The sequence below is a fragment of the Pseudarthrobacter sp. YAF2 genome (genome assembly GCF_052113345.1).
Lineage (GTDB): Bacteria > Actinomycetota > Actinomycetes > Actinomycetales > Micrococcaceae > Arthrobacter.
On the sequence record NZ_JBFRDA010000005.1, the window covers coordinates 100,089 to 125,072 of the forward strand.

At 59.4% G+C, this 24,984-nt stretch carries 23 protein-coding genes and 1 pseudogene; 7 read left to right on the forward strand and 17 right to left on the reverse strand.

Features of this window, described 5'->3' with window-relative positions:
* The first annotated feature begins 16 nt into the window (after positions 1 to 16).
* The gene (gene catC / locus AB4Y79_RS07095; RefSeq protein WP_142061347.1) at positions 17 to 295 is read left to right on the forward strand and encodes a muconolactone Delta-isomerase; all 279 of its coding nucleotides are present in this window, start codon (positions 17 to 19) and stop codon (positions 293 to 295) included.
* Positions 296 to 1,392: 1,097 nt separating this feature from the next.
* Here catC and AB4Y79_RS07100 read toward each other — a convergent pair.
* From AB4Y79_RS07100 to AB4Y79_RS07125, 6 genes are all read right to left on the reverse strand, one after another.
* Entirely contained in the window at positions 1,393 to 1,917 is a 525-nt protein-coding gene (locus AB4Y79_RS07100) for a glutathione peroxidase (protein WP_441860043.1), read from the reverse strand.
* Between the two features lie 254 nt (positions 1,918 to 2,171).
* A complete protein-coding gene (locus AB4Y79_RS07105; RefSeq protein WP_441860045.1) occupies positions 2,172 to 3,377 on the reverse strand; it encodes a flavin reductase in 1,206 nt (401 codons plus the stop codon).
* A 25-nt stretch (positions 3,378 to 3,402) separates the two neighbouring features.
* Positions 3,403 to 4,362 (reverse strand): PDR/VanB family oxidoreductase, encoded by a 960-nt coding sequence (locus AB4Y79_RS07110; RefSeq protein WP_441860047.1) that lies wholly within the window; start codon positions 4,360 to 4,362, stop codon positions 3,403 to 3,405.
* Entirely contained in the window at positions 4,359 to 4,883 is a 525-nt protein-coding gene (locus AB4Y79_RS07115; RefSeq protein WP_142061215.1) for an aromatic-ring-hydroxylating dioxygenase subunit beta, read from the reverse strand. The genes AB4Y79_RS07110 and AB4Y79_RS07115 overlap by 4 nt, the downstream gene beginning before the upstream one ends.
* The gene (locus AB4Y79_RS07120; RefSeq protein WP_441860050.1) at positions 4,876 to 6,174 is read right to left on the reverse strand and encodes a Rieske 2Fe-2S domain-containing protein; all 1,299 of its coding nucleotides are present in this window, start codon (positions 6,172 to 6,174) and stop codon (positions 4,876 to 4,878) included. Before AB4Y79_RS07120 ends, AB4Y79_RS07115 begins: the two co-directional genes overlap by 8 nt.
* A gap of 48 nt (positions 6,175 to 6,222) precedes the next feature.
* Positions 6,223 to 7,359 (reverse strand): acyl-CoA dehydrogenase family protein, encoded by a 1,137-nt coding sequence (locus AB4Y79_RS07125; RefSeq protein WP_220126185.1) that lies wholly within the window; start codon positions 7,357 to 7,359, stop codon positions 6,223 to 6,225.
* 127 nt (positions 7,360 to 7,486) lie between these two features.
* On the opposite strand from AB4Y79_RS07125, the gene AB4Y79_RS07130 reads away from it, so the two are divergent.
* Both AB4Y79_RS07130 and AB4Y79_RS07135 read left to right on the forward strand, forming a co-directional pair.
* Complete coding sequence (locus AB4Y79_RS07130; protein WP_142061211.1) at positions 7,487 to 7,756, forward strand: hypothetical protein; 270 nt, start codon at positions 7,487 to 7,489, stop codon at positions 7,754 to 7,756.
* Complete coding sequence (locus AB4Y79_RS07135) at positions 7,753 to 8,988, forward strand: amidase (RefSeq protein WP_441860052.1); 1,236 nt, start codon at positions 7,753 to 7,755, stop codon at positions 8,986 to 8,988. Before AB4Y79_RS07130 ends, AB4Y79_RS07135 begins: the two co-directional genes overlap by 4 nt.
* Before the next feature lie 341 nt (positions 8,989 to 9,329).
* On the opposite strand, the gene AB4Y79_RS07140 is transcribed toward AB4Y79_RS07135, so the two are convergent.
* On the reverse strand, positions 9,330 to 9,932 hold the full coding sequence (locus tag AB4Y79_RS07140; protein ID WP_441860054.1) for a nuclear transport factor 2 family protein: 603 nt from the start codon (positions 9,930 to 9,932) through the stop codon (positions 9,330 to 9,332).
* 80 nt (positions 9,933 to 10,012) lie between these two features.
* A complete protein-coding gene (locus AB4Y79_RS07145) occupies positions 10,013 to 10,834 on the reverse strand; it encodes an IclR family transcriptional regulator (RefSeq protein WP_441860056.1) in 822 nt (273 codons plus the stop codon).
* 136 nt (positions 10,835 to 10,970) lie between these two features.
* Between AB4Y79_RS07145 and AB4Y79_RS07150 the strand changes: the two genes are divergently transcribed.
* A complete protein-coding gene (locus tag AB4Y79_RS07150; protein WP_441860058.1) occupies positions 10,971 to 11,837 on the forward strand; it encodes an alpha/beta fold hydrolase in 867 nt (288 codons plus the stop codon).
* A 359-nt stretch (positions 11,838 to 12,196) separates the two neighbouring features.
* Positions 12,197 to 13,183: a malic enzyme-like NAD(P)-binding protein gene (locus AB4Y79_RS07155; protein ID WP_441860060.1), complete on the forward strand. Its 987-nt coding sequence runs from the start codon at positions 12,197 to 12,199 to the stop codon at positions 13,181 to 13,183.
* A 420-nt stretch (positions 13,184 to 13,603) separates the two neighbouring features.
* Here the strand turns inward: AB4Y79_RS07155 and AB4Y79_RS07160 are convergent, their stop codons facing one another.
* From AB4Y79_RS07160 to AB4Y79_RS07200, 9 genes and pseudogenes are all read right to left on the reverse strand, one after another.
* On the reverse strand, positions 13,604 to 14,311 hold the full coding sequence (locus tag AB4Y79_RS07160; protein WP_441860062.1) for an RES domain-containing protein: 708 nt from the start codon (positions 14,309 to 14,311) through the stop codon (positions 13,604 to 13,606).
* 3 nt (positions 14,312 to 14,314) lie between these two features.
* A complete protein-coding gene (locus AB4Y79_RS07165) occupies positions 14,315 to 14,707 on the reverse strand; it encodes a hypothetical protein (RefSeq protein WP_441860064.1) in 393 nt (130 codons plus the stop codon).
* A gap of 413 nt (positions 14,708 to 15,120) precedes the next feature.
* On the reverse strand, positions 15,121 to 15,768 hold the full coding sequence (locus AB4Y79_RS07170) for a hypothetical protein (RefSeq protein ID WP_441860234.1): 648 nt from the start codon (positions 15,766 to 15,768) through the stop codon (positions 15,121 to 15,123).
* A 72-nt stretch (positions 15,769 to 15,840) separates the two neighbouring features.
* Positions 15,841 to 16,092 (reverse strand): annotated as a pseudogene (locus AB4Y79_RS07175) (MBL fold metallo-hydrolase); the annotation flags it as partial.
* A 173-nt stretch (positions 16,093 to 16,265) separates the two neighbouring features.
* On the reverse strand, positions 16,266 to 17,240 hold the full coding sequence (locus tag AB4Y79_RS07180) for an NmrA family NAD(P)-binding protein (RefSeq protein WP_441860066.1): 975 nt from the start codon (positions 17,238 to 17,240) through the stop codon (positions 16,266 to 16,268).
* Positions 17,241 to 17,663: 423 nt separating this feature from the next.
* Entirely contained in the window at positions 17,664 to 18,044 is a 381-nt protein-coding gene (locus AB4Y79_RS07185) for a RidA family protein (RefSeq protein ID WP_441860068.1), read from the reverse strand.
* Positions 18,045 to 18,207: 163 nt separating this feature from the next.
* The gene (locus AB4Y79_RS07190; protein ID WP_441860070.1) at positions 18,208 to 19,593 is read right to left on the reverse strand and encodes a CoA transferase; all 1,386 of its coding nucleotides are present in this window, start codon (positions 19,591 to 19,593) and stop codon (positions 18,208 to 18,210) included.
* 89 nt (positions 19,594 to 19,682) lie between these two features.
* Complete coding sequence (locus tag AB4Y79_RS07195) at positions 19,683 to 21,344, reverse strand: dipeptide ABC transporter ATP-binding protein (protein ID WP_441860072.1); 1,662 nt, start codon at positions 21,342 to 21,344, stop codon at positions 19,683 to 19,685.
* 182 nt (positions 21,345 to 21,526) lie between these two features.
* Entirely contained in the window at positions 21,527 to 21,874 is a 348-nt protein-coding gene (locus tag AB4Y79_RS07200; RefSeq protein WP_441860074.1) for a carboxymuconolactone decarboxylase family protein, read from the reverse strand.
* A 258-nt stretch (positions 21,875 to 22,132) separates the two neighbouring features.
* On the opposite strand from AB4Y79_RS07200, the gene AB4Y79_RS07205 reads away from it, so the two are divergent.
* Positions 22,133 to 23,344, forward strand: coding sequence for a M24 family metallopeptidase (locus AB4Y79_RS07205; protein ID WP_441860076.1), 1,212 nt, complete (start codon positions 22,133 to 22,135; stop codon positions 23,342 to 23,344).
* A complete protein-coding gene (locus tag AB4Y79_RS07210) occupies positions 23,341 to 24,951 on the forward strand; it encodes an ABC transporter substrate-binding protein (protein ID WP_441860077.1) in 1,611 nt (536 codons plus the stop codon). Before AB4Y79_RS07205 ends, AB4Y79_RS07210 begins: the two co-directional genes overlap by 4 nt.
* The last annotated feature ends 33 nt before the right edge of the window (positions 24,952 to 24,984 follow it).

Genomic DNA, 24,984 nt, shown 5'->3' on the forward strand with positions numbered 1-24,984 from the left:
CCATTGGGAGGACACCATGAAGTACCTGGTCCACATGGACGTCAAACTGCCCGAGAACCTGGCGCCGGCCGAAGCCGCCGAAGTTAAGGCCCGGGAAAAGGCCTATTCCCAGGATCTGCAGCGCACCGGCAAGTGGCCGGAAATCTGGCGCGTAGTGGGGGAGTACGCCAACTACTCCATCTTCGACGTCGATTCGAACGATGAACTCCACGAGGTCCTGCAAAATCTTCCGCTGTTCCCCTATATGGACATCACGGTGGTGCCGCTCGCAAAGCACCCATCGGACGTCAAATAGGCCGGAGTCTACCTGCATCAGTCAGGTTAGGCCTGGCCGAAGTGAGGCAGCCAGATCACCCCGAAAGCGGATTTCCTTTTCCGGTATAGCAGCGGCTCCCTCAGTTATCTGTCTGCCGACCAGAGCTCGGCAGCAGCCACGTACCCCGACTCTTGCCGGACGGTCGCTCCCCGCTCGTCGTCGCCGGTGCGGTAAACCTTCACGCAACTGTCTGTTGCATGCCTTGGACGCCCTGCCGAGTTGGAGAAACCTTCTAAACCCGTGGTTCCCGCATAGAGATCCGGGACCGCTCCGTCGCCTACTGCACATACAAACGAATGGGATTCACCCTGATAGAGGGGCCACACTTTGGCGGATTCGGTCCCGGAGACGGAAACCAGGGTGCCCTTGGCACCACCGGGGAGAACGACGGCACGAAGACGGTTTGCAGATCGATGCGGGGTCGTTCACCCACAATAGCCGGTGTCCATTACCGCACCTCCGCCCACATCGCCATCCAGCCGAATGTTGCCCGGCTTCACGAGGAAGTAGTGGATGCTGGAGTCCGACCCCCGCCATGTCGCCACGAACACACGGATCACATCGAGTAGACGCTGGGTGAACGAATGAAGCCGGTAGTGGGAGCGGACAAACGCGAGTGACCGTTGGCATTGGCGCCTCTGTGCGGGATCTGCGTCTTGGCCTTGGCAGGGTCCTGGAATGGTGATGGGCCCTGTTCTGACGCTCTTTGGGTCCGGATCTAACACCACGTAGGGGGAGCTGGCCGAGCCGGCAATTTATACAGCGCGGGAGAACCCGATGCAGCCGGGGTCCCCGATTGTTTTTGCTTTTACTACAGCTGCTCATCGTTGACCCCGGCCGGTACCGGTTCATTACCCACGTGATTGCTTGACGAGTTTCCTAACGGACTGTTTTGCCTGCGTTTTGGGAGCCCTCCCAGTGCTGCTGCTGGGCCCATCCACGTCCACAGTTTCAGGCCGGCGTGAGAAGGGGGGCGTAGCCCGTGCCCGGGGAACCTTTACCCGTTCCAAGTGAGGCCTTCGTAGAGGCTCATAATGGAACGCCGCGAGTCTCGCCGCCGGATGCGGGTTCTTTCCTCAAGAGCTATAGGAGCCTGCACTGGGGTTCTGCCCTGGCTCGTTCAACGCGGCCCGGACAGCTTCGATGATCTCGGGGGAATCCGGCGCCACAGCGGAGGCAAAACGTGCCGCGACGGCCCCGTCGCGAGTGACCAGAAACTTCTCAAAGTTCCATTGCACCTGCTCCGGGAGTCCAGTGGACCGGAATTTTGTCAGCTCAGCATAGAGCGGGTGCTGATTCCCGCCATGGACATCGGCCTTGGCGGTCAGCGGAAACGTCACACCGAAGTTGCGTTCGCAGAATTCGGCGATTTCGGTGTCGACGGCTGGTTCCTGCCCGGCAAACTGGTTACAAGGAACTCCAAGGACAGTGAAGCCCTGCTCCCGGAACTTGTTGTGCAGCGCCTCCATCCCGGCGTACTGCGGGGTGAAACCACACCGGGAGGCGACGTTTACCACCAGCACCACCTCGCCCTTGAAGCGGCCGAAATCAGTGGCCGATCCGTCGATGAGGGTCAGGGGAATGGAGTGCAGAGCGGTCATGGTGCTTCCTCGCAAATCGTTCGTCTGAAAGTGGAGTGAAGGTCTGTGGCCACCACGTCCACATGGCGTTGAGCAGCTCCGGCAACCCGCGCATGGGAAGGAGCGGGGTGTGGGCAGGTAAGTATTCGTTTACGCAGGAGCACGATGACCCCGAAACCTGCCCAGCACTAGCGACTGCTACTTGACTCCAAGGCCTAGTGGAAAGCCGCCGTATTGGTGCGGACCGGGGCCTATGCTTGTGCGGTTCATTGCCTTTAGGGCAACTGGATAGAGTAATCGCTAGGGGCGCGCCCGCCGATCTTATCCGTTAGCCGGGCCGCGCAATCAAGGGTGCGCGATACGATTTCCCGGAAGCGTTCCCTGGTGGCGCCAGGCCCGAATCCGCTCACCACGATTTCGAAGGCCACGCATTGGTCTTGTCCAAAGACTGGTACCTGGATCAGGGTTGCATGGGCTGCAGGTTCGGGGTGCCGGCAGTATTCCTCATAGGCGGACACGAGGGAATCCCAAACGGGCGAAAGCGTGCCCCAGTCGCCTTTAGCTGACGAAAAGGCTGCGCTGAATTGCTCACTTCTCGTATGTCCAAAGGAAATTGCATAGCCGTTTTTCCGCACGAGCGTCAGGATTTCCTCGATCAGCGCCGCATCTACCCGCCCTCTCAGATGTCGGGAGCCTTCGGTCCACGTGCGGTGCAGTGCGGGCGTTGACCAGGCCGCGAAGCCGGGATCGATTGGAGCGACGAAGGGAAAGTAAGTGCCGACGTACGGTGATCGGCTATCAGATGCCGTCAGCACGACCACAGTGTCCTGAACTACCGTTGAGATGGAGCACTCCAGTCCCAAGCTGTGAGATAACTCCTCAACCTCATCCCCGAGGCTTGTCGCGAGGCGCAACTGGCCGCCCAGGTTGTCGAGGTTGAAATCCTGCCGGGGGATCGTGAATGAACCATACCCGCCGTTGAGGAAGACCAATGGCAGTCCACCTGTTCGAGGACCCAGCCCGAAGTCCATTACCTCGCCAAGAACCATCACGTGGTCACCGGCAGGGTGGATGTTGTGGACGGTGGCGTCAAACCAGGCAACAGCGTCCTTCAGCCTGGGGATGCCGCCCTCGTCGAATTCCCACTCCTCGCCGGCGAAACGGTCATTGGGTGCCGCGCGGAAAAATGCGCGGCACAGCTCTTCATGTCCAGCCCCGAGGACCGACGCGCGGAAGCGACCAGCACTCTCAATTTTGGCATAGGTAAATGAGGTTTTTTGAGGCAGGAAACCGACCAGAGGAGGATCTTCGGAGACCGACGTAAACGTCCCGACAATCATCCCGACTGGTTGTCCGGCCTCATCGACCGTTGTGATGATCGTGACGCCGGTGGGGTACTTTCCGAGAACCTGACGCCACTGCGACTTCCGCTCCGGGTGATCCCTTGGAGGAGTATCTGTCCGCTCTTTCTGGCTGCGCATTCTGACTGTCCTTCTTTGTTCAGGCTTAATAGAGTTCGATGACAAGCTTGTCCGACAGTGCGCGGGAGACGCAGAGCGCAATGTCCTTCCCCGCCGCTTTATCCGCCTCGGAAAGACAGTGGTCGCGGTGGTCGGGAACTCCTTCCAGCAGCCCGGATACGCACGATCCGCAGACACCTTCTCCACACGACTTGAAAACTTCGATCCCGTTTTCCTCAAGGACAGACAGAATCGAACGATCCGCCGGTATCTCAAAGGACTCACCAGTATCGAGCTGGACATCGAAGGCCCGGTTGCTCGAAGTCTCAGTCTCCTCGGCAGCGAAGTGTTCGATGTGGACGTGGTCGGTGCCGACCACCGGCGTGAAGGTTTCGGCCACCTTGGCCATGAAACCGGTGGGGCCACACGTGTACACGTGGCTGGATCCCGTGAGGCCTTCCCCTATAGAGGACAGTGTTGCAGGAAGCTGCGTGCGCGGAGTGCCGAGGTGAATCGTGACTCGGTCACGGAACTCCGCACGGTTCTCCAGGAAGTCTGCGAAGGCAAGCTGGTCCCTTGACCGTGCAAAGTAGTGGAGGGCAAACTCTTCGCCGCGGCTGTGCAACTCATAGGACATGCTGAGTAGGGGAGTGACACCGATGCCCCCTGCAACGAGCAGGTGGCGGTCAGCGTTGGGGGCGATCGAGAGCAGATTCCGGGGCTTGCCAATCCTGAGGTGATCGCCTACCCGAAGTTGGTGCAGCGCCTCGGACCCGCCTCGCGAAGCTGGCTCGCGCTTGATGGCGATCATGATTGAAGAGGAGTCGCGAGGGTCGGAGGCCAGCGAATATTGGCGCACAATCCCGGTCGGGCCGGCGACGTCGACATGGGCCCCGGCTTCAAAGGCCGTAAAGGGAGCCCCGTTGAGCTTTCTCAACCGCAGTGAGCGGATCTCCTCGGCTTCGTGGAGGATCTCCGCGACCTCAACGACCAGTACGTCCCTCATAGGAGGAATCCGGCAGCCGGCACCACGTCCCCGGCGTCGATAAGGCGGATGGCTTTGCGGACGATGCGGTCATCAACGGGAGTCTGTCCCAGCCGGATAACGTAGTCGACATCGGCGGCCCACAGGTCATAGTTGCCCCGCTTGTGTGCCACCAGCACTTGGCCGGCGCGAAGGGAAACGATATCTTCGCTTACCTCCCCGGGGACGAACCTCGACACCGTACGAACTGTCCGCGCTGAGTCCACTGCTGAAATCGCATAACCCTCCACCAGACGCTGCACACGGAGAGCTCGCATGCGGGCATCGTCATAAACCATGTTGAGGTTGTTGTCGAAATCATCAGTCTCTGAATCCACGGGGATGACGTAGATGCCTTCGTCGGCGTACAGCTCGTTCCAGGTGATGTAATCCTTGCGGTCAAGCAGGTCGGCTTCGCGCCAAATCAGCTGGATCGCCCGCACGACCCGGGCGTCGTCGATTGGGGTGTTCAGCGGGGTTGAAATCGTTACGGCTTCAGTCATTGCTCATCATCTTCTTCCACATCTGGTAGGCGGCTCGCATGCCGGTTTCGTCGGTGCTGTGTGAGGTGGGCCAGCCTTCGGAAGTGCTGACCTCACGGTTCAGCCCTCGGTTGACCAAGATCGGCATCTCCGGAGATGCTTGCGCTCCTCGCTGCACGCGGTCCCATCCCTCTGCATCATCGGGGGTACCGAAGCCGAACGGGCCTTGGAAATGTTCGTGGACGCGCAGCCGTTCACGGCTCACCGGGCCGGCGATTTCAGGTGGCGCGTCGGGGCCGATGGCAAGGTGTTCGATGATCGTCTCGTTCGCGCTGATTGGCCGCAGCACGCGGAAAAACGCTGAAGAGAGCCCGATGTTGGGAAAGAGAACGAGGTTCGAACCTGTGCCGTGCATGGCGTGTACTTGTTTTCGAATCTGACTGTCGTCAACGCCGGCCGCTTTCAGTTCGGCGACCAGGTCGTCAAAGCGCGGTTGGAGCGGTTCGGTTCCGTCGTCGGCGCCCAGATCCATGTGCTCGGGCACCATGTGCATGACAGAGTGGCCATTTCCCAGGTCGTGGCATGTCGAGGCGGGGTCGGTCATGAAGCTGAGCATGTTGGCTGTTTCCGCGTCAACCGTGGCCATCCAGGATCGGTGCACGATGGGGAAATGGTATCCGTCGCTCGTGTTCTCCAGCTGGATCTTCCAGTTGCCGCTGTATTTGAAGCGGTGGGTTCCAATGACCTTGATCGGGTAGTCGCCACCCTGTTGCAGGAAGCGGTCTATCCAGACCTTGGCGTCGCCGAGGAACTCCTCGAGGGGCTCTGCTTCGGCATTGAATGTCGCGAAGATGATGCCGCGGTAGCTCTCGGTACGGAGCTTCTGCAGGCTCATCTCCTCCTTTTTGATAACTCCCTCGTATCCCTCGGGGTATGGGATGCCACGAAGCTTTCCGTCAAGGCCGTAAGACCAGGCGTGGTAGGGACAGGTGAATCCATTGGACTTTCCTGTGCGCTGTTCGCAGAGGCTGGCGCCACGGTGGCGGCACCGGTTGACCAAAGTGTTGAAGGTCCCCTTGCGGTCCCGGGTGACGATGACCGGGTTCCGGCCGACGTAAGTCGATTTGAAGCTGCCGGGACTGGGAAGCTCGCTCTCATGCGCGACCCAGATCCAAGTCTTCTCGAAGATGTTTTTCATCTCGAGTTCAAAGATTTCCGGGTCGGTATAGACCCGTGCGGCCACACGGTCAGCCTGGACAAGGTCTGCTGGATGTACGTCATGAATGTTCTCTGAGGTGAATTCAATGGTCATGGTCTTAGTGCTCCAGTGTTGATGGGTGGTGGGCAACAGGATTTGATGTCACAGGAATCCGGGAGTGGTGGCCTGCAAACCCAGTAGTACGGCGCCTGCGTCGTCGTACATGTGCTGGCTGAGTGATGCGTGCAGCTGCGGGACTTGGGCATCCATCCGTATCGGGTGCAGTGGATGCGAGTTGTTGATGACTGCAGCGCCGGAGACCTTCGCTACGTCGTGCACCACCTGGCTCGCGGTATCTGACACGTTGACGGCGCTAAGCCGGACGCGGGCCTTCTGATCGTCGGTCACTTCCTGCCCTTTGCTCACCGTTTCCCACACTTCCTCCGCGACATCAAGGAGGTAGGAACGTGCTGACTGGAGAGCAACGAATGCCTTAGCGAACTCGACGCGATAGTAGGCGCGTTCCCCCACCGGCGGGGCCCCTGTGATTCCCCGGTATGAGCCGGCAGACTGCGCGTAATCAAGAGCACCCTGGGCGACTCCGAGACCAATGGCCGCATGGCATTGAGCCTGGTATCCGATGAGCGGGTAACGGAAAAGCGGCTCGTCAATGAGTGACTCGCCCCCGCGGATGAAGGTCCATTCCAGGGGAATCTCAAGGTCTTCGACGACGGTGTCGAACGAGCCGGAGGCGCGCATACCGCTCACGTCCCAGTCCTGAACGATTTTGACCTTGTCGGCGGGAAGCACCGCAGCTCGAGGTTTGCCCCCTGCGGAATCGTCAAGCAGCCCTACGCTGATGTAGTCCGCAGCCATGGATCCGCTGGCAAATTTCCAGCGACCAGTGGCCCGGAAACCTCCAGGAGTGCGTTCAGCCTTCTGCATGGGGAACAGGCCGCCAGTGAAGACAACGTCAGGGCCGTTCTTGTAGATTTCGGCCTGCGTTTCGAGCGGAAGGGCCCCGCAATAGGTGTTGCTCGACGCAAACGCCACGACCCAGGCAGTAGAGCCGTCAATCCGGCCTATGCGTTCGATGCTCCTCAGGAAGTCCGCAGGAGGCATAACGACCCCGCCGAATTGTATTGGAGTCGCGGCACGGTAGAGCCCCAGCGGAAAAAACTTCTCGATGAAATCGCGTGGTACGTAGCCAAGAACATGGAATTCCTGACGACGCTCTGCGAGCTCTGCAAGAACCGCATCCCACATCTCCTCCTTCGACGATGTACGCATGCTGCCCATGGTGGTCCTCCTCGTTCGCAATCTGATAACCCCATGGTTAGGCATCAGGGCCGATCAAGCGCAGGGGTTGGACCGCTGAGCGAACCACTGGCTCGTGCAGCAAGCAGATTTGCGATGGCATGGGTCTATGGCTGATCCGCGACCTCATATGACCCTCACTTGCTACAACGACACCTACGGCTACGGGTGGAAACATGTTGACCTCTTCGTGCGGGAGGCAAGCGGCCTCGAACTGAACTGGGTTCACTGGGGGGTGCCGGCTGATGGTCCCGATGCTGCGGACGAGGTGACAGCAACTGTTGAGCCCACCCTCCTACGGACCTCGGAGTGGCGTCACCTGAAGAGCGCCAATGGCATGGACTACTGGGAAGCGGACGCAGCCTGGGGTGACGAATGAACCTACTGCAGCCGTGGTCCCTTCGAGAATTCGTGGCGGACTTGGCGGCGCACCGTACAAGTCCCGAAGAAGGAACGCAACGGGCACTGAACCGCATCCGTGAGACTGACTCCGCTGTGCAGGCTTGGGTCGATCTAGTGCCGACCCCCGCAATTACCGGCGTCGGGCCGCTCCGAGGTGTCCCCATGGGGGTGAAAGACATCATCGATCTCGCAGGCATGCCCACCCGGTGCGGCTCAGTCCTACGCACAGCGGCCAAGCCGGCACTGAAGGACGCAACGATCGTCGAAGCCTGGCGGTCTGCAGGGGCCATCCCAGTGGGCAAGACGGTAACTACCGAGTTTGCCTATTTTAAGCCCGGCCCCACCCGGAATCCGGCCAATCTCGATCACACACCAGGGGGATCCTCCAGCGGCTCTGCAGCGGCGGTGGCTGCAGGCCAGGTACCGATCGCAATCGGATCACAAACCGCCGGATCGGTCACCCGACCCGCGTCATACTGCGGCGTGGCCTCACTGGTGATGAAAAATGGGCAGTTTCCACTCACTGGCGTGGTTGGCCTCAGCTCGAGCCTGGATGCACATGGCATATTCGCCGCCACTGCGTCCGACCTTTCACTGGCGTGGTCGGCCCTCAGCGGGGAACCAGATCTGCCGGGGAAAATGATGGCACCACGGATTGCCTTCTGGACCGCCGACCCGCTAGGGGTGGTCACCGATGAGATGAGCACGGCCATGTCCGCCACGTGCGCTTCGTTCTCCGACAATGGAGCACAAATCCACCCCTTTCCGGATGAGGCGCTGATCGCCGACGTGACGGCCGCCCACCGGGTTGTCATGGCTTATGAAGCTTCGCGGGAACGCGCCGCGGAACTTGAACACATCGACCAGCTCAGTGAACCCCTTGCTACCCTCCTCACGACCGGATCCTCGATGCCCGAGGCACATTACACGGAAGCAAGACGATTGGTGACCGACGCGCGCCGGAACGTTGACCGTGTACTTGCGCATCACGATGCCATTATCGGTCCCGCCGCCCCTGGGTCTGCACCGCTCGGAACCACAAACACCGGAGATCCTGTCCTGAGCCGCGCCTGGCAGGCTTTGGGGTTGGCTGCCGTCGCCGTCCCGGGCCTCCGCAACGCCAGCGGCCTTCCCCTGGGATTCCAGGTTGTTGCCGCAACCGAAATCCAGGCGCTGCGTGCAGCGGCGTGGGCTGAGCGGCACCTCTAAGACTCGTCCCTTCCAGACAAACCTGGCGGCCATTGTTGCGAACCCTCTTCACCAGTAATGAGACATCATTGTCGAACTCCGTCTGCGGTTGGTCCTGCAGCAGCGCCAGCACGCAGGCTCAGCCGTCGTCTGCCGGCTCACTGGCATCAGGGGCACCGGGACCAGGGCGGGTGTCCACGGCCAGAACACCTCGTCGTCGCCGATACGGTTAGAGAAGGGTGCACGTTTCCTGGGTCAAGCTGCCTTCATCGTCGCGGGAACCATGAAGGTCTGAGCGGCTGCTGGCCTATATCGGCGCTTGTTGGCCGTTTTTCGCCCAGCTCCGGTAGAGGTGCAACCGGTTATGCGTCTACTTGGACGTGGTTGGTGCTTTGGTTCGTTTCCGCAGGCTTCATGAGCACAGACTTGCCGGGGTAGCTCGTGGCGAAGAACTTCGGAAGGTCGACGATCGCGACGTTCTCTGTACGGGTTCGGGCGATCTTCCACACGCCGTCGACCTTGCGGAAGGCGTTGTTGAGTCGACTGCTCCGGATCAGAGACGTTCCGTCTGTGAAGAGCCACGGTTGAAAGTGGATCCACTGCCCGTCCGCTTCGTCGCCGTGAACGTGGATCTGCTCTGAGGTCAGAAAGTGCGCGTTCAGCAGGAGTTTCGGGTCCTGGTCGGATGCCCAGAACCGGTTCAGATGAGCGCGCAGCTCTTCCTTCCCGACGCAACGGCCGAACTGGTTTTCGTAGTATTCGCCTACCCCCTCCCACACCGCATCCTCGGTGTACAGGTCGAGTATTAGTTCGATACGCTCCTGATCGCTTTCCACTCCGAACTCCGGACATGGCGTGTCGCAGAGGAACATGTAGCGGGCCTGTATCCGGCGGATTTCCGCTTCAGCCTCAAGGATCTCGATGCGCTTAACGAGGGTGTCGATGGTGGTGGCTTTTTCGTCCATGCCCCCACTCTCCCTACCGTGCGGGTCGAACGGAAGTGCCTGGTCCGTTGGGCGGATTGGCCTTTGATTTCGCCTGACAGCTAGTGGTGGCTTTTCGTTGACTGATACGGCATGCTGTCGTCGTACGTCCGCAGGAGACCCCCCCTGATATCGCTCGACGTTGCCCACAGAGCGCGCAACAAATGCTGCTCGTCACGACGCTCAAGAGGCACAGTGACAGAGATTGCTGCAACCACCTGCTCCGAGTCCGGGTAGACAACCGGAACTGCCAGCGCCTTGGCCCCCCGGAAGCATGTCGATCGTTCTTCCGCATAGCGACGGGTCCTGATCCCGGCTAGTACCGCGGTGGCCTCAGCGTGGTTGCGCGAACCGAGTGCCGCCAGGCCGGCGGGGTCAAGCTGATCGATCGTGTCCGGATCCGAGTGTGCCAGGAAGATACGACCTGACGCGGTCGTATGAAACGGGACACGATCACCTACGGAACTGATGACCACGACTTCGTTCCGTCCAGCGATCCGGTCGAGATACACACACTCGCCACCCTCAGGGACCGCGAGGTGCACGATTCCACGAGTCACAACCCGGAGATCCTGCATTGCTGGCCGCGCTACATCGCGGAGGATCGCTGGACCGGGGACCATTCGACCCAATTCGAACACTTGCAAACCCAACTGGTAGCCGCCAAGAGTCCGCGTGAGATAGCCCAGTTCCACCAGTTCCGTAGCAAGCCGGTGCGCGCTGGCTTTAGAGACGCCGGAACGGCGGCTAAGCTCCGTTAACCCCAGCGTCGAAACACCCTGCCTAAATGCGCTCAGCAACAGATGCGCCTTGGAGAGTACAGAGTCGGGCTGACTGACGTCCGGCCGTCCCGGTGCTTGGACGTTTCGCTGCACAGTACTCACTTGCATTCTCCTAGTCCATGGTGGCGCAGCGGTTCGAGCCGCTATCCAGATTGTTCATTATTTAACCACGGATCCTACGCGAGCGGTCCGGTGAGCGGACCACTCGCTGTGTAGAGCAGTAACAGCAGGGCGATGCTTGACAGCAAACATCGAAGGGAAATCCATGTCCGAAGTAACACTCCGCTACGGGTATGCCGAGACGCCACTCGGTCAGTTGCATTACGCCGAGGCAGGTGAAGGTGAAGCTGTGATCCTGCTTCACCAGACGCCGCGTTCTCTTGATGAGTTCCGCGAGGTGCACCCACTGCTGGCGGCGAAACGCAGGGTGATAGCGATGGACATGTACGGATTCGGCATGTCCGCCAAACCCGCGCCAGGCTGCCCTCAGACCATTGAGCAGTACGCAGCTGGTGTGATCGCACTCGCTGACGCCCTTCAATTGGAGCGCTTCGCTTTAGTCGGTCATCACACAGGAATGTTTGTGGCCTCCGAGGTCGCTGCCGCCTTGCCTGACCGCGTCTCGGCGTCAGTCCTGTCAGCCGGGGCCTTCGCCGATTCGCTTTTTCGCACCACCCGCCAAATGAGCGAAAGCACGTCCCCGGGCAAAGGCGTAGACGTGGTCACCGGGCAGGAGGACGGTGAGCATCTCAAGCAACTGTGGGCGAAGCGGTACTCCTTCTATCCGGAGGGGCGGCCCGATCTCCTGGACCGCTTCATCAGGGATGCGCTGACGCCCGGCGTCGACCCAGCCGAGGGCCACCGTGCTTGCGCACGGTATGTCATGGAAAACCGTGTTGGGCTCGTCACCGCTCCAATCCTGTTGCTCGCCCCCACTGAAGACCCGGTCTCTTACCCGCACACATCCAAGATTGCGGCCGCATATACAAACTCAAAATCTGTTCAGATAGTGGAAATTGAAGGTGGCCGCATCCCTCTTATGGAGCAAAAAAGTACCGAAGTAGTTGCCATGATCGAGCAATTCCTCGATTCTTTAGCTCTTTGACGCAACCAAAGAAACTCACTCCAGGTGCGGACAAAATTCGTCGATGACCTTCAGGTGCCAGCCATGAAGAGGGCGCCGCAGCGAGAAGAAACGGTCAACGAAGTCCAAACGACCTTCTGAACAGAAGTCCTATATCTTCCGCCGTCCGGAGGTAGGACTACCGATAACCCTTGAGAACAAAGTGAAAGCCGAGAAAAGTGAAAGAATCATGGGCCAAGCATGGACACCCTCGAGGCATTCCTAAACCCTCCATGAGGGTGGAGGCGGGGCCGGCCCGTCTTGAGAACGGCTCGGCTGTATCGCGGGGCCGCCACCTCGACCGACATAGCAACCTGCGAAAGGTGGCGGTGGTCAGTGGCATGTCATCACGGATCATTGAGCCCAGCGCACGGAGCGGCGATTCCCGGCCCGGTAAGGAAGCAACGCAAGCCCGCTCTCGGGTCTGTGATCAGCTGGAACTGATCCCGATAACTTTGGGGAGTCAAAACCTGGTTGAGTTTGTCGAAAGTGTGAAGCAGGTCAGCCGCTACGTTGATGCCGTTTGCCTCGACAGTATTTCAACCTTGCAATGCTATGAAATAGAAACCATCTTGAATGATGAGCTGCAAATTCCCGTTATGCACAATGAGCAACACGGATCTGCCATCGTTGTCTTTGCTGCGCTGATTAATGCTGCTCGGCTAAGGGGCCGAAAGGTTGGGCAACTCAAAGTGGTCATAGCAGGAGATGGCCCCGCCTGCACCGGAATAGCCGAACTTCTCCTCGCCCAGGGCATCGCAGACATCATTCTCGTAGACTCCCAAGGCATTGTTTCCCGGGAACGTAGTGAGTTGAATGCCGTGAAGGATGATCTAGCATGGCTCACCAACCCAGGTAATCGGATAGGCGGATTGCAGGAAGCGGTCAACGGGGCAGACGCCATTATCGCATCGGGCGGTGAGGTGATCACTGACCTGCACCTTGACGGGCTAGCCCCGGACGCCGTTGCTCTTGAACTCGTTCCGTCACACCCCTTGTTTGTTCCCGCCACGGAGCCGACCGCTGGGGCTGGGAGGCCCGTGATCTCCACCCGGATCAACAAGTTCCTCGCGTTCCCAGGCACATTTCAGGGTGCCCTGGACGGCGGTTCCAAGTGCATCACCCTGGACATGAAGGTCGCGGCGGCGCGCGCCATAGCCGACATCGTCGCGGAGAAGGACCTAGAGCGTGATCAGGTATTTCCGGACTGGCAGGGCAGCGGCGTAACGCGTGCAGTGGCAAGAGCGGTTGAAACTACCGCGCGCAGATCGCTGGAGCCTACAGTTCTCCTGTCCAAAGGATTCCAGCTGTCCAACTCACCTACGTAGCACGGATGGAACGCGCCTGCCGGACGGGGAGGCTGCGCTCGAAGCAGTTGCCGAGAACTCTGGCTTCGGCATGAATGAACCCGCGGCCATCGCGGTCTACCTTCTCTCGGATGCCGCCAACCGCACTCGGGGTTTCCGTCATCCGCCTCTCCAACGAGTACTAACCGGTTAGCCAGGCCGCGCCTCTTCCGCTGGTGGGCAACCAACGTAAGGCGTCCGTACAGTGTGCCGGGCACCTGCCCCTCGGAAACGCCGCCGTCGATATCAGGGCGAACCAATCGTTGGCGTAACAGCGCTCGAGCTACCAAGGCGTCCAATTCATCCATGAATAGGAAGCTATTGCAGCTACCTATGCTCCGGTGCCGGACGCCGATAACGGATATTCCGTCAAGCTAGGGCGAGGAGCGGCGGGGGAGCGGACTATTCGCTTCTCCAGGTCAGGCCGAGCATCCGGAAGGCGTCCTTGATCGCATCGCTGTCGTGGTGCAGTTCCTCGGGCCTGGAGTGCGTTAGCTTCGGGCTGACGTAAGGGTCGCCTGGCCTTTCGAAGATTGCCCAGAGCCTCAGGTCGTCGCCATGGCGGGACGCGAAGGTAACCCCGGCGAGGTCTGTTGTCTCGTAGATCCAAGCCGCGATTGCCTGGGTCAACCGGCGCGGCCGGGCATCTTTTAGGGCTGCGGCGTCAAGGTCCAAGAGTCCGAGGCTGAGAGCCACTCCGATGAAGTGCGGATGGAGGACAGCGATGGACCGGGAGTCCGTCACCGCGCAGTAGGTGCCGGTAAGTTCGGCTGACGTCGCTGCGCGGACCTCAAGCCATTCCCGGGGCACCTGCCCGGATACCAGTGTCGGGTGCAGCACCGCATCTTCGTCATCCTCGACGATCTCGTCCAGCTCCATTGCTAGCCTCGCGTCACGGCGGAAGGCGGCGAGCACCTCGAGCAGGCATGCCCTCAGGCTGGAGCCGGCGTAGACGGTCCGGAAGTTTCCGTGCAGGTCATCCCACCGGCCGGGGAACCTGCCATCGGTTGCCCACTCCCAGCCACTCCACGCCCAAGGATCCGGGCGGAAACCAATACGCCATACCCGGGTGTCAGCAGTAGCTGTTGCCAGTTGTTGCTCGTCAAGCACCCGTCAGCCTGCTGCCGCGAATGCCCTGGCAGCGGCAAGGACCGCCTGTGCCGCCTCGTCGACCTGGCCTTCGCGCAGTAGTCGCGCTGGCGGCACGTCGTCCAGTTGTGGGTTCATTCCCTGGAACCACGCCTGGACCACCGAGCGGGAGTCCCGCTCAGCCAACAGAGCTGCGACGTGGTAGGCATGACGCAGACGGGTCATGACCTCGGCTGACGGTTTCCGCTCACCGTCGGCCCACTGACGCACGGCCCGGGTTTCTTTGACCGAGCCGATGTAGGCAACGAGCTTCGCCCCCAGGATGTCCCGCAGGTCCCGGACCAGTTCAGGCTCGGCAAGCCGAATGGAATCCTGGTGCGCTTTCAGCCCTCCACGGGCTCCTGCAACGGCTGTCATGCTTTCATGGTGTCACGAAACAGCAGTATGTATCAACGGTCCAATCACACCCGAAATCACTGGCTGGGAGCGCAAAATCCACATCCGGTCCTCCCGCCGCTTCGTGTGGTGGCGTCAGAATAGTGGCGAAATTCCGCTTTATTGACGGTGGCTCATGATGTTCTCTGATCCCACCCTGACAGTCGAAGGGGAAGGAAACGGGGTGGAGTAGCTCGAGAATCGTCGAAATAGTCCAAACAATCTGGACTGAATGAAGTCCGTTCGGGGCAGGGGTGGCTATGTCACATGTCGTGACTGGGCGGGCCGCTGAGAACAAGTAGGAACGTCGCCCCCAGGCCAAAGCCTCCCTGGTCAGGCGGTTTTGACGTCAGGATGGGGTGTGCACTAACAGGACGATCTCCCCACCCACGAGCTCACGGCTCTAATGGGATTTCGAGTAGATCGTGGCCGATGTGAAGAGAACCTGCGTAGAGTTTGCCCACCTCGGCCCAGCGCTCAGTTGGAGTTGAGGGAGGAACGAAATGATGGAGGCCGAGGCTGTGAGCCCCTGCCGCTGTGGCAACCTTGGCGAGCTCCGGAATGGACGTATGTGCTGAAAGGTGGTGCTCCACCATGGATTTTTCTTGGGCTGTCCGTCCTCCGTTGTAGCGGGAGTAGACCCATTCCTCGTCTATGACCTCGTGAAGGAGGAGGTCGGTTTTGTGTGCGAGCCGGATGAGATTCGATGACGGGGCCGTGTCACCGGAGATTGTCACGGAGCCTTTTTCCGTGTCGAAGCGGTAGGCGAATGCGGGTGCCATCGGTGGGTGCCTGACCAAGACGGCTGTAACCCGCACATTATGGTCTTCATGGATGAGCAGGGGTTCCATGGCAGGCTCAGGGTTTGAGTCAGGGTGGAAACCGAGTTCTTGAGGGATTTCTATATCTATTGCCCGGAACAGCTCTTTGGGCGGCCGCCTCAACGAGTCACGAACCCGATCGTTTAGATCGGTGGCATTGGCTCTTAGCAGATGATCCCAGTGCCCGGAAATTCCTGGGGCGAATTCTTCCGGGTACAGCAATTGGGGATTTGTTTCGGCCTGGGGTGAGACCGGCGTGCGCGTCAGACGGGGCCCGGGTCCGTAGATGGGCAGTGGATCGCCAGGCCGGTCGTTTAGTTCGAAGGCTCCAAAGGAGGCTAAACTTCCCAGGTCCACGACATGGTCAGAATGCAAGTGAGTGATGAAGACCGCTTGAATGTCACGGACGGCGATGCCTGCTGCGCGTAACTGGCGCCCAAGGCCCGTTCCGCAGTCGACTATGTAGACGGCGTTACCTACGAGGACGGCGGTAGAGATGCCGGCAGATTCTCCCCACCAGCTGGGACCTCCCGTTGTCCCTAGCATTATGATGCGGGCCAGCGGGTGGGCGGCTGTTTGATTTGAAATTGCTAACTCCTTTTTTCATTGTTGTTGTGTCTGCATGTGCTCAGCCCGTTACAGGCTGCCTGCTGTTCCGGGGGAAGTTTTCAGTAGCCGTAGGACCTTCCGAGGGTGAAGGTTGCGGCTTGGCTGTCGGCTCAGTTCATCCCGCCTTGCAGTTTCACAGTGCTAGCAGGCTTGACTCCAAGAGCTTTCAGGACAGGGTTCCTTAGCGCGTCGACGAGCGGCAGGGGTTTCCTGCCTAATAGCAAATCCAGATCGCGGGAATACGAATTCAGATAGCCGTCTCTGATGTCCGCATCGATCCCGACCAGGAAGCTGGCCACTCCTTCAATTCCGCCTTCATCAAAGGCGCGTTGGCGGAATGTGTGTCGACCGATGTCCGCAAGGGGGCCTTTCGCCCCAGAGGTCATGAGGGCCTTCCAGTGCTCCTCAGGAGTCATATCTTCATAGCTGATCTCCCGGCCGAGAAGTTCAGTCGCTGCGGCAGCAAGATCGGAGAACGTCCAGCCGGGCGCTGGTGCGAGTTCGTAGATCCTGCTCTCGCCCGGCGGGTCACTCAGCACGCGTGCAGCAGCCGCCGCATAGTCGTACCGGGTCGCCGATGCGATACGCCCGTTACCTGCGCTGCCAACGATGCTGCCCATGATGGAGGCCGTGACGACTTGGCTGAGAAAGTTTTCGCTGTACCAGCCGTTGCGGAGCATCGCATAACGCAGTCCGGTTTCGGCGATCTTTCGCTCGGTCACAGCATGGTGGGGTGCGACGGGCAGGCGGGTGTTTGTCGCTCTGATGATCGATGTGTATGCCAGAAGAGAGACATTCACATCTCGGGCTCGCTTGATGATGGCGGTGTGCTGGGCTTCGCGTCGATCCAGTTCATTTCCCGAGATCATGAGGATGCGGTCGCCTGAATTTATTACCGGCTCTAGGGTGTCGGGATCGTTGTAATCGACCCGTTCCAGACGTACGCCACGCTCGGCGAGGTCCTGGATGGACGAGAGTCGCCGTCCCGTCGCCGTGATTGAGGAAACGTCAACGCCCAGGTCGAGCAGGTTTTCGACAACGTATCGTCCGTATTCTCCGGTTGCTCCAAGAATCGTGATGGTCACTCGGCGCGGCCCTTCTGCAAGTAGTCTTGAATGGTTTGTACTGTGCTCGGCCACGATGCAATTCGCCGGTGGTAAGGGGTCCGGGGCACGACGCAACCCATTCACCTGATGGCATGCCGGGGATTTCCGTGTTCAGGCCGGGGGAAGACGAACCCGCCACCCATCTTTACGGGCGAAGATCCGCCTTCCTCCGCCGTAGGACAATCGCAGCCAGAGAATCTGGCCGTCGGCTGTAAAGTCGTCGACTATGCCGCAAGCAATGACCAGCGTGCCATCCAGTACTTCTACCTCATCTCCCCGGGTGAAGCTGTCCCAGTCCCTATTTTCAAAATTCATAGGGTTCTGAAGTCATTCATCCTGAGGTGAGGGACAGCGTCACCGTAAGTGATCGCCTTATGCCGGAGCAGGTTGCATCAATTCTGGTCATCGGAGTACTGCGATTGCTTCGACCTCGACACGAAAATCTCCGACCAGGCGTGCCTGAAGGGTACTACGTGCTGGCCGGGGTAGGGAGAAGCTTTCCTCATAGACTTTGTTGAACGCGGCAATCTGAGCGATATCGCTGAGGAAGCAGGTGGTTTTGACAACATCACTCAGGTCGGACCCGACCGCGGCGAGAACCTGTTCGAGGTTTGTTACGACTTGGCGGACCTCATCTTCGAAGTCGCGGGGGAGGGTTCCGGTGGCGGGGTCAACGCCGACTTGGCCGGAGGTGAAGACGAGGTTACCCACCGTGTATGCGGGGCTGAATGTGGTGTTCCCTTTGCGTGACTCGAGGATGACGGGAGAGGATGAGGGATTCATCGGGGGCCTTTCATGTGGGCCCAAGGGGGGCCGCACGGGTGCTGGAGCGGAGTTTGGAGAGGTCTGGGGCGCTTCTGCCGGTTCAGCGCTTGGGCCGGTCACCGTTGTCCGGGGGTCACCCACCCAGGCATTTGCTGTTGCAGTAGCTGGGCAAGGGGACTGTTCACCATTGGGCTTTGTGGGCTCCGGGAGTGGAAGGTGGCAGTGTCCACTCGGCGGGGGTTTGAGAAAATTTGGTGACTGGCGGCATATGGCGGAGCCGCCCAAAAGGCGTTTCCCGCTCAACGAGCACGGGCTCGGGCAATTCTCCGCCTGTTGCGACGTTCTGTCCAAGTCCCTGGACCCACATGATGGCTCCGGTAAGGGATACTCTGACTTCATAGCTACCGCCGTCCTCGGCTCGCCGCTTCAGTGCTGCCATCGCTCCGGCCGCCCCGAGGTAGGCGCAAAGATAATCCGCCAGCAGCGATGTCGGAACCAGGCGGGGCCGGCCGCTGCCGCCCTCCGCCGCAGCCATTCCCGACACTGATTGGGCAATCTGCTCGAACCCTTTTCGTTCCGCCCATGGGCCAGCGAATCCGAAAGCGTTTACCTGTACGTAGATGAGCCCTGGATGCCTCTTGCAGAGCTCCTCTGGTGAGAGCCCGCGTCGGCCGATACTCCGAGGGCTCCAGGACTGGACGAAGATGTCAGTGTCCTCCAACAGCGCGTCCAGCTTGTCCATATTCCCCGGGACATCCAAGTCCAGATAGGCTGACCTTTTCCCCCAGCCGGTGTCAAGCAGGAACTCTGTTGGATCCGGAAATCGGGGTGCCATAAGGCGGAGGACGTCTGCGCCGTGTTCTGCCAGTGTGCGGGTGAGGGATGGTCCGGCGATGACGTGGGTGAAGTCGATGACGCGGACGCCTTCCAACGGTCGGCTGGCTGGTCCTAGGGGCCGGGGGGCGCTGTCCTCGATTCGGCGTATTTCAATTAGGGGAGCTTGCTTTAGCGCCTTTGCCTGGGGGTGCTGGTCCCATTCTTCACGGGTTCGGACTACCGCTCCAGCAAGATTGCGTGCTGCAACTTCGTCTTCCAGTTCAAAGGAGTTCCACCTTCGTACCGCTGCAGCTATGGCTTCCTCGTTGTTGGGGCATTCGAGAAGGCTGAGCAGCCCGTCCCGCAATCCAGGGTATGGCCCTACGAGGTAGATCCAGCGTCCATCTGCGGTTTCGAATAGGTTACTGACAGCCCCTTTGGCTCCGTTGGTGTAAATGTTCATGTCGTGATCTTCGATCCATTGGAAAAGACCGCTTCGCAAGGCGTTGATCGCCTGGGTCCGATCGATGGTGATCTCCTGGTTTCCGCCGGTGCGCATGTGCCACAGGTGTGCGGCTGCGAGGGCCTGCGCGCCCAAGGCCGCGGAGGCGGCGCACTCCAGGCGGTGGGGGCTGTCGCACGGCACTTCATCGCCTTCAAGGGTCAGTGTCCCGCCGGTTGATGGCATGTCGATGCTCTTGAGCAGTGACTGCATGTGCCATTCGGCAGGGTAATGCTGGTCTTCAGCCATCTGGGGCCTCTTTCTATCGCCGTTCGCGTCGCTGCGAGTACGGACATTCGGTCTGATGTGTGCGGAGCCAGGGCTCGGCTTGCCCAGTTTCAGCTGACGAGGCGGGATCCGGGGATGGCGGCAAGGAGCTCTTGCGTGTATTCCTCGCGGGGCATCTCAAACAGGACCTCGGGGTGGCCTGACTCGACAATTTTTCCCTTGCGCATTACGTGTACTTCATCCGAAATCATTCGGACTACCGCAAGGTCGTGGCTGATGAAGAGGTAGCTCACGCCCAGCTCGCTTTGCAGGTTGCTGAGTAGTTTTAGGATTTGGTCCTGGACTAGGACGTCCAGGGCAGAGACTGCCTCGTCCAGGACGACGAGTTCCGGGTCGAGGGACAGGGCTCGGGCGATGCCAACTCGTTGGTTCTGGCCGCCGGACAGCTCATGGGGCAGTGATTTCACGCAGGAAGATGGGAGGCCGACTTGATCCAGGAGTTCGTGTACTTTGGCACGCCTGCTTATTTGGTCCCCGATCTTGTGAACAACCAGCGGTTCGGCGATGGCGTCACCAATGGACATTCGAGGGTCCAGAGACGCAAAGGGGTTTTGAAAGACCGGCTGGATCTTCTTACGGAAGTGCAGCAGGTCCGAGCGGGAGAAGGACGTGACCTTGTCGCCGTCACAGAGAATCTCGCCCGCTGTTGGCACGTCCAGTGCAAGAACCAGGTTAGCCGTTGTCGACTTTCCTGAGCCTGATTCACCGACGATGGAAACGGTCTTGCCTCGAGGCACTGAAAAGCTTACGTCGTCGACAGCCAGGAAGTGCGACTTCTTCCCGAAACCTGCGCTCCTGATTTCGAAAGACTTCGTGAGGTTTTTGACTTCAAGGATGTTTTCTGTCTGCGGCCCACGCCCAGAGGCGTCTTCAGGCGACCGCATCGGAATCGACATGGCGCTCGACTTGCTTGCGGTGTGAAGGGTTGGCGCTGCGCTGAGGAGTCTTTTGGTGTATTCATGCTGGGGATCTTCCAGGATCTGCGCTGCAGCTCCTGACTCCACGCACTCACCGCGGTACATCACGACAATCCGGTCGGCACGTTCCGCAGCCAGGGCCAGGTCGTGCGTGATGAGAAATACTGAAGTCCCCATCTTGCGGGTGAGTTCTTCGAGTTCGTCAAGGATCTTGCGTTGGACAGTGACGTCGAGGGCGGAAGTGGGCTCATCTGCTATTAGCAGTTTGGGCCGGCAGGCCAAACCCATCGCGATGAGAGCACGCTGCCTCATCCCGCCTGAAAATTCATGAGGGTACTGGTTGCAACGTTTTTCGGCGTCATGAATGCCGACCATGGAAAGGAGGTCTATTGCCGCTTGGCGCCCTGCTGCACCCTTGGCGTGCCCGTGGATGGCAAGTACCTCGCTGATTTGGTCACCGACTCGATGCAGCGGGTTCAGGCTGGACATGGGGTCTTGGGGAACCAAACCGATTCCCGCGCCTCGTAGTCGAACCATGTCCGGTTCCTTAAGCTCGACGAGATCCCGGCCCTCGAAGATGATCTTGCCGCTGGAGACTCGCCCGTTGGAAGGGAGCAGACGATTAATTGCCGCAGCCATGGTGCTCTTGCCGGAACCAGACTCGCCCACTACTGCCAAAGTCTCTCCAACGGCGAGTTCCAGGCTCACATTTCGTACTGCCTTCACGTCCCCGGCTCGGGTCGCAAAAGTCACGGACACGTCCTGCATGGATAGCAGGGAAGTATGGGTGGACATGGGAGCCTTTCGAAAAGCCATGTGCGAAATTTGTGCTTCTAAGCAGTCGGATGAATGGGTCTCGGCTGCGGAACTGATCCCTGCTTCCCGCAAACGAGTGGTGTCATACCTGTGATCAGTGACTTCACTTACTTGGAACAGTCAGGGGAGGCCGGGGCCCGTAGGCCCCGGAGCCACCACAGTTAGTCCTCAGAGAGGTAGAACTTCCACGCCATGCGGCCGTGGGCCATTCCAGCAGAAGCCCGCATGGTGGCTGTCAGCGTAATGGTCTCGGCGATCTCTTCCTTCGTGGCCCCCTGGGCTTTGGCGCCCTTACTGTGCGCTTCGATGCACCAAGCGCACTGGGTGGTCAGTGCAATCGCCAGCGCCATCAGTTCTTTCGTCTTGAGAGGAACCACACCCTCAGGATCAAAAGCGGCCTGGTTCATCTCCAGGAAGGCCTTGTTGGCCTTCGGTGAGCCTTGACGGGTGAACCTGTCAAACTTGCGGTCAGTCGGATGGTGGTAGTGCTCCAGCAGCTCGGTAGTCATTGAACTTCCTCATTTAACTAGATGTCTCATGAATGTGCGGACGTATGCAACGTCCTGTTGAACTATGCCCCCCGCTACCCCAACAGTAAAACAGATTTCCACATCCGGTGGAAGAGTCGGGGTTTTCGGCGTGCTAAATGTCACAGAAACGTGTGCATTTTCAACAGCTAGTTGATATAGTCAGGATCACGGAGCTACTAGATGTTGAAGTTCTCACTCCGTTCCCGTCACCAACCTCTCTTTGGAGCTGCGCAGCATATGACTCTCATCTCTACGGCGGCCAGCACGTTGGCCCCGCAATTTGACTCCTCACGGCTTCAGGCCATTCTTGACCGAGAAAGTGTCTCGGCGCTGATCGTTCTCAGTGGCACCAATATCTACTACGCGACCGGCACATCCGGTTTCTACGGGATGATCGCTGGCGGGGTTTCCACCGCAATTCTTACTCCAGGCCACACCGACCCCCGGCCGATGATGGTCGTCGTTGAATCCGAGATTCCGGGTATGGACATGAACTCAGTGGACGTCCGCCCCTACCCGACATTCATGTACCTCGAGGATCCCTACAACCAATCGGCCGTGCCGCTGAATGATCTGAAAACACATGGTTTTGGACTGGAGACGTCGGCGCCCGTTGTGGCGGATGCCTTACGGTCCCGCGGCGTCACGGGAAAGCTGGCCGTGGAATGGAGTGCGCTGGATGAACCTTCCGCACGCTTCCTTCGTGACGCTCTTTCCTCCTGGGAGACGATTGACGCAGGGAAGATCCTCACGGAGGCCCGGAAAATCAAGTCTCCGTGGGAGATCGACCGCTTGTCCCGTGCTGTATCCATTACCGAAGACGTAATCAGCAAAGTCATCTCGGAGGTTTCGGAAAGCAGCACCCAGCGGAGCATCACCAGCAGGTTTTTGGAGTACTCCTACGCCCACGACGATGTGGACGGCATCAGACTGTGTCTGGTCACGGTCGGACCGAACTTTGCCCCGGCAGCGATCGCCCGTGACGACCGGGCGACACCAGAATCAATTATCAAACTTGATGTCGGTGTGACCGTGGGGTTCCATGGTGCGGACATTGCACGTGCTTTCTGCGTGGGGGAGCCGGCTCCTGAAATGCAGCGACGTTATGATGCATTGCTTGCAGGCCACACCTACCTGCAGGAGACCATCGCACCAGGTGTTCCCATCTCAGACGTCTTCAACAACGCAATGAACATCATCCGGGATGCCGGATTGCCTGATTACTCCCGCGGACATCTCGGTCATTCCGTTGGCATTGGGCCCAGCCCCGAAGAGCACCCGGTCCTCGGAGAAGTGCCCGATGTATTCGAGGAGGGCATGGTGTTTTGTATCGAGACTCCCTACTACGGATTCGGTCTAGGCAGCCTCCAAATTGAGGACATGGTGGTCGTCACCAAGGACGGCATCAGCAACCTCAACAAGTTGTCGCACGAGTTGGTCCGGCTGTGACCAGCACTGAATACGCGCCTTCACCTATTAGCGCACCGATGAAAGCAGGACTGATGTACAAGAAAGCCCGACGGCTCTTTGCAGCCTCAGCAGCTGTAGCACTGCTCCTTAGCGGCTGCAGCAGTACTCCGACAGCCGATGCACCTCCGGCCGACAACATTCATTACCCCCTGAACGCCACCTTCCCCAGCCTCGACCCTATGATGTCCACTTCCAACGCGGCAGGAATTCCCGGCCACCACATCTGGGAAACTCTGGTTGCATTCGACGACAACTTCGTGCCGCAGCCCGAGCTCGCCGAGTCATGGGAATTCAATGCCGACGCTACTGAAGTGACGTTTAAACTTCGCCAGGGCGTAACCTTTCACACCGGCCAGGAAATGACCGCAGACGACGTAGTGGCCTCGCTGAACCGCTGGGCCGGTCTTGCCGCCAGAGGCAAGGCCATGATGGAAGGCCAGCAGTTCGTCGCCGCTGATAAATACACCGTCAAGGCCAATTTCACCAAGCCCCATGCCGATGTCCTCGCCCAGCTGGCGAATCCGCTGCAATTTGCCGCGATCATGCCGGCCAGTGTCATTGCAGCGGCCCAGCCATCGGGTGTGACTGAGTTCGTCGGCACCGGGCCTTACAAGTATGTGGATTACAAGACGGACCAGTCTGTGCACCTCACGAAATACGACGGATATAAGCCCCTCCCCGGAGAACCGAAAGCTTTCAGTGGTGAGAAGACTGCGCCGACCAAGGACCTCTACTTCGATGTCGTCACGGACGGGTCGACCCGGTTGTCCTCTTTCCTGAGCGGGCAGTCAAACTTCACGGATGTCTCACCGGACAACTTTGCCCAGGTCGAAAATCAGGAGGGCGTGGTGACCCAGAAAGTCTTGGCAACGTCGCAGATCCTGGTTTTCAACATGAAGTCTCCTATCTTCAGCGACCAGAAGGCCCGGGAAGCTGTAAACGCTGGCATCAAACCGGAAGAGATCCTGCTCGGTGTTGCATCGTCTCCGGATCTCTACCGGCTGAACTCCAGCTACGCATTTACTGAAAATACTGAATGGCACAGTGAGGCGGGTTCGGAGGCGTACAACAAGCCGGACGAGTCCAAAGCAAAAGATCTGTTGGGCGAGTCCACTTACAACGGCCAGACGGTGCGGATCCTCACGAGCCACGATCTTGGCGGCGTGTTTTACAAGCCCGCTGTGGTCCTTCAGTCCCAGCTCGAAGCGCTGGGCATGAAGGTCCAGCTTGATGTCTCCGATTACGCCACATTGATCAGCAAGCGCAACAACCCTGAAACTTGGGACATCTACATCGGCGCTTTCCTGGTACCGTCAACGCCCTCGCAACTGATCTACTTCGGACCCAACTACGGACATAACTCCGACCCTGAAATCCCGAAGTTAGTGGGAGCGACGGCGGCCGCCCAGACAGAAGCCGAAAAGCGCGAAGCAACTGATGCCCTTCAGTCTTACGTCTGGAAGACGCTTCCCGTCATCAACATCGGGGACACCTACAACTACCACGCAGTTCGTAACGGTGTTAAGAACTACGAAAACTTCGCAAACTGGCCGATCCTTTGGAACGCCGCCGCGCCCGCCCAATAGGGCAGTCCCCAACCGAGTCTGGTCCCGGGTGCG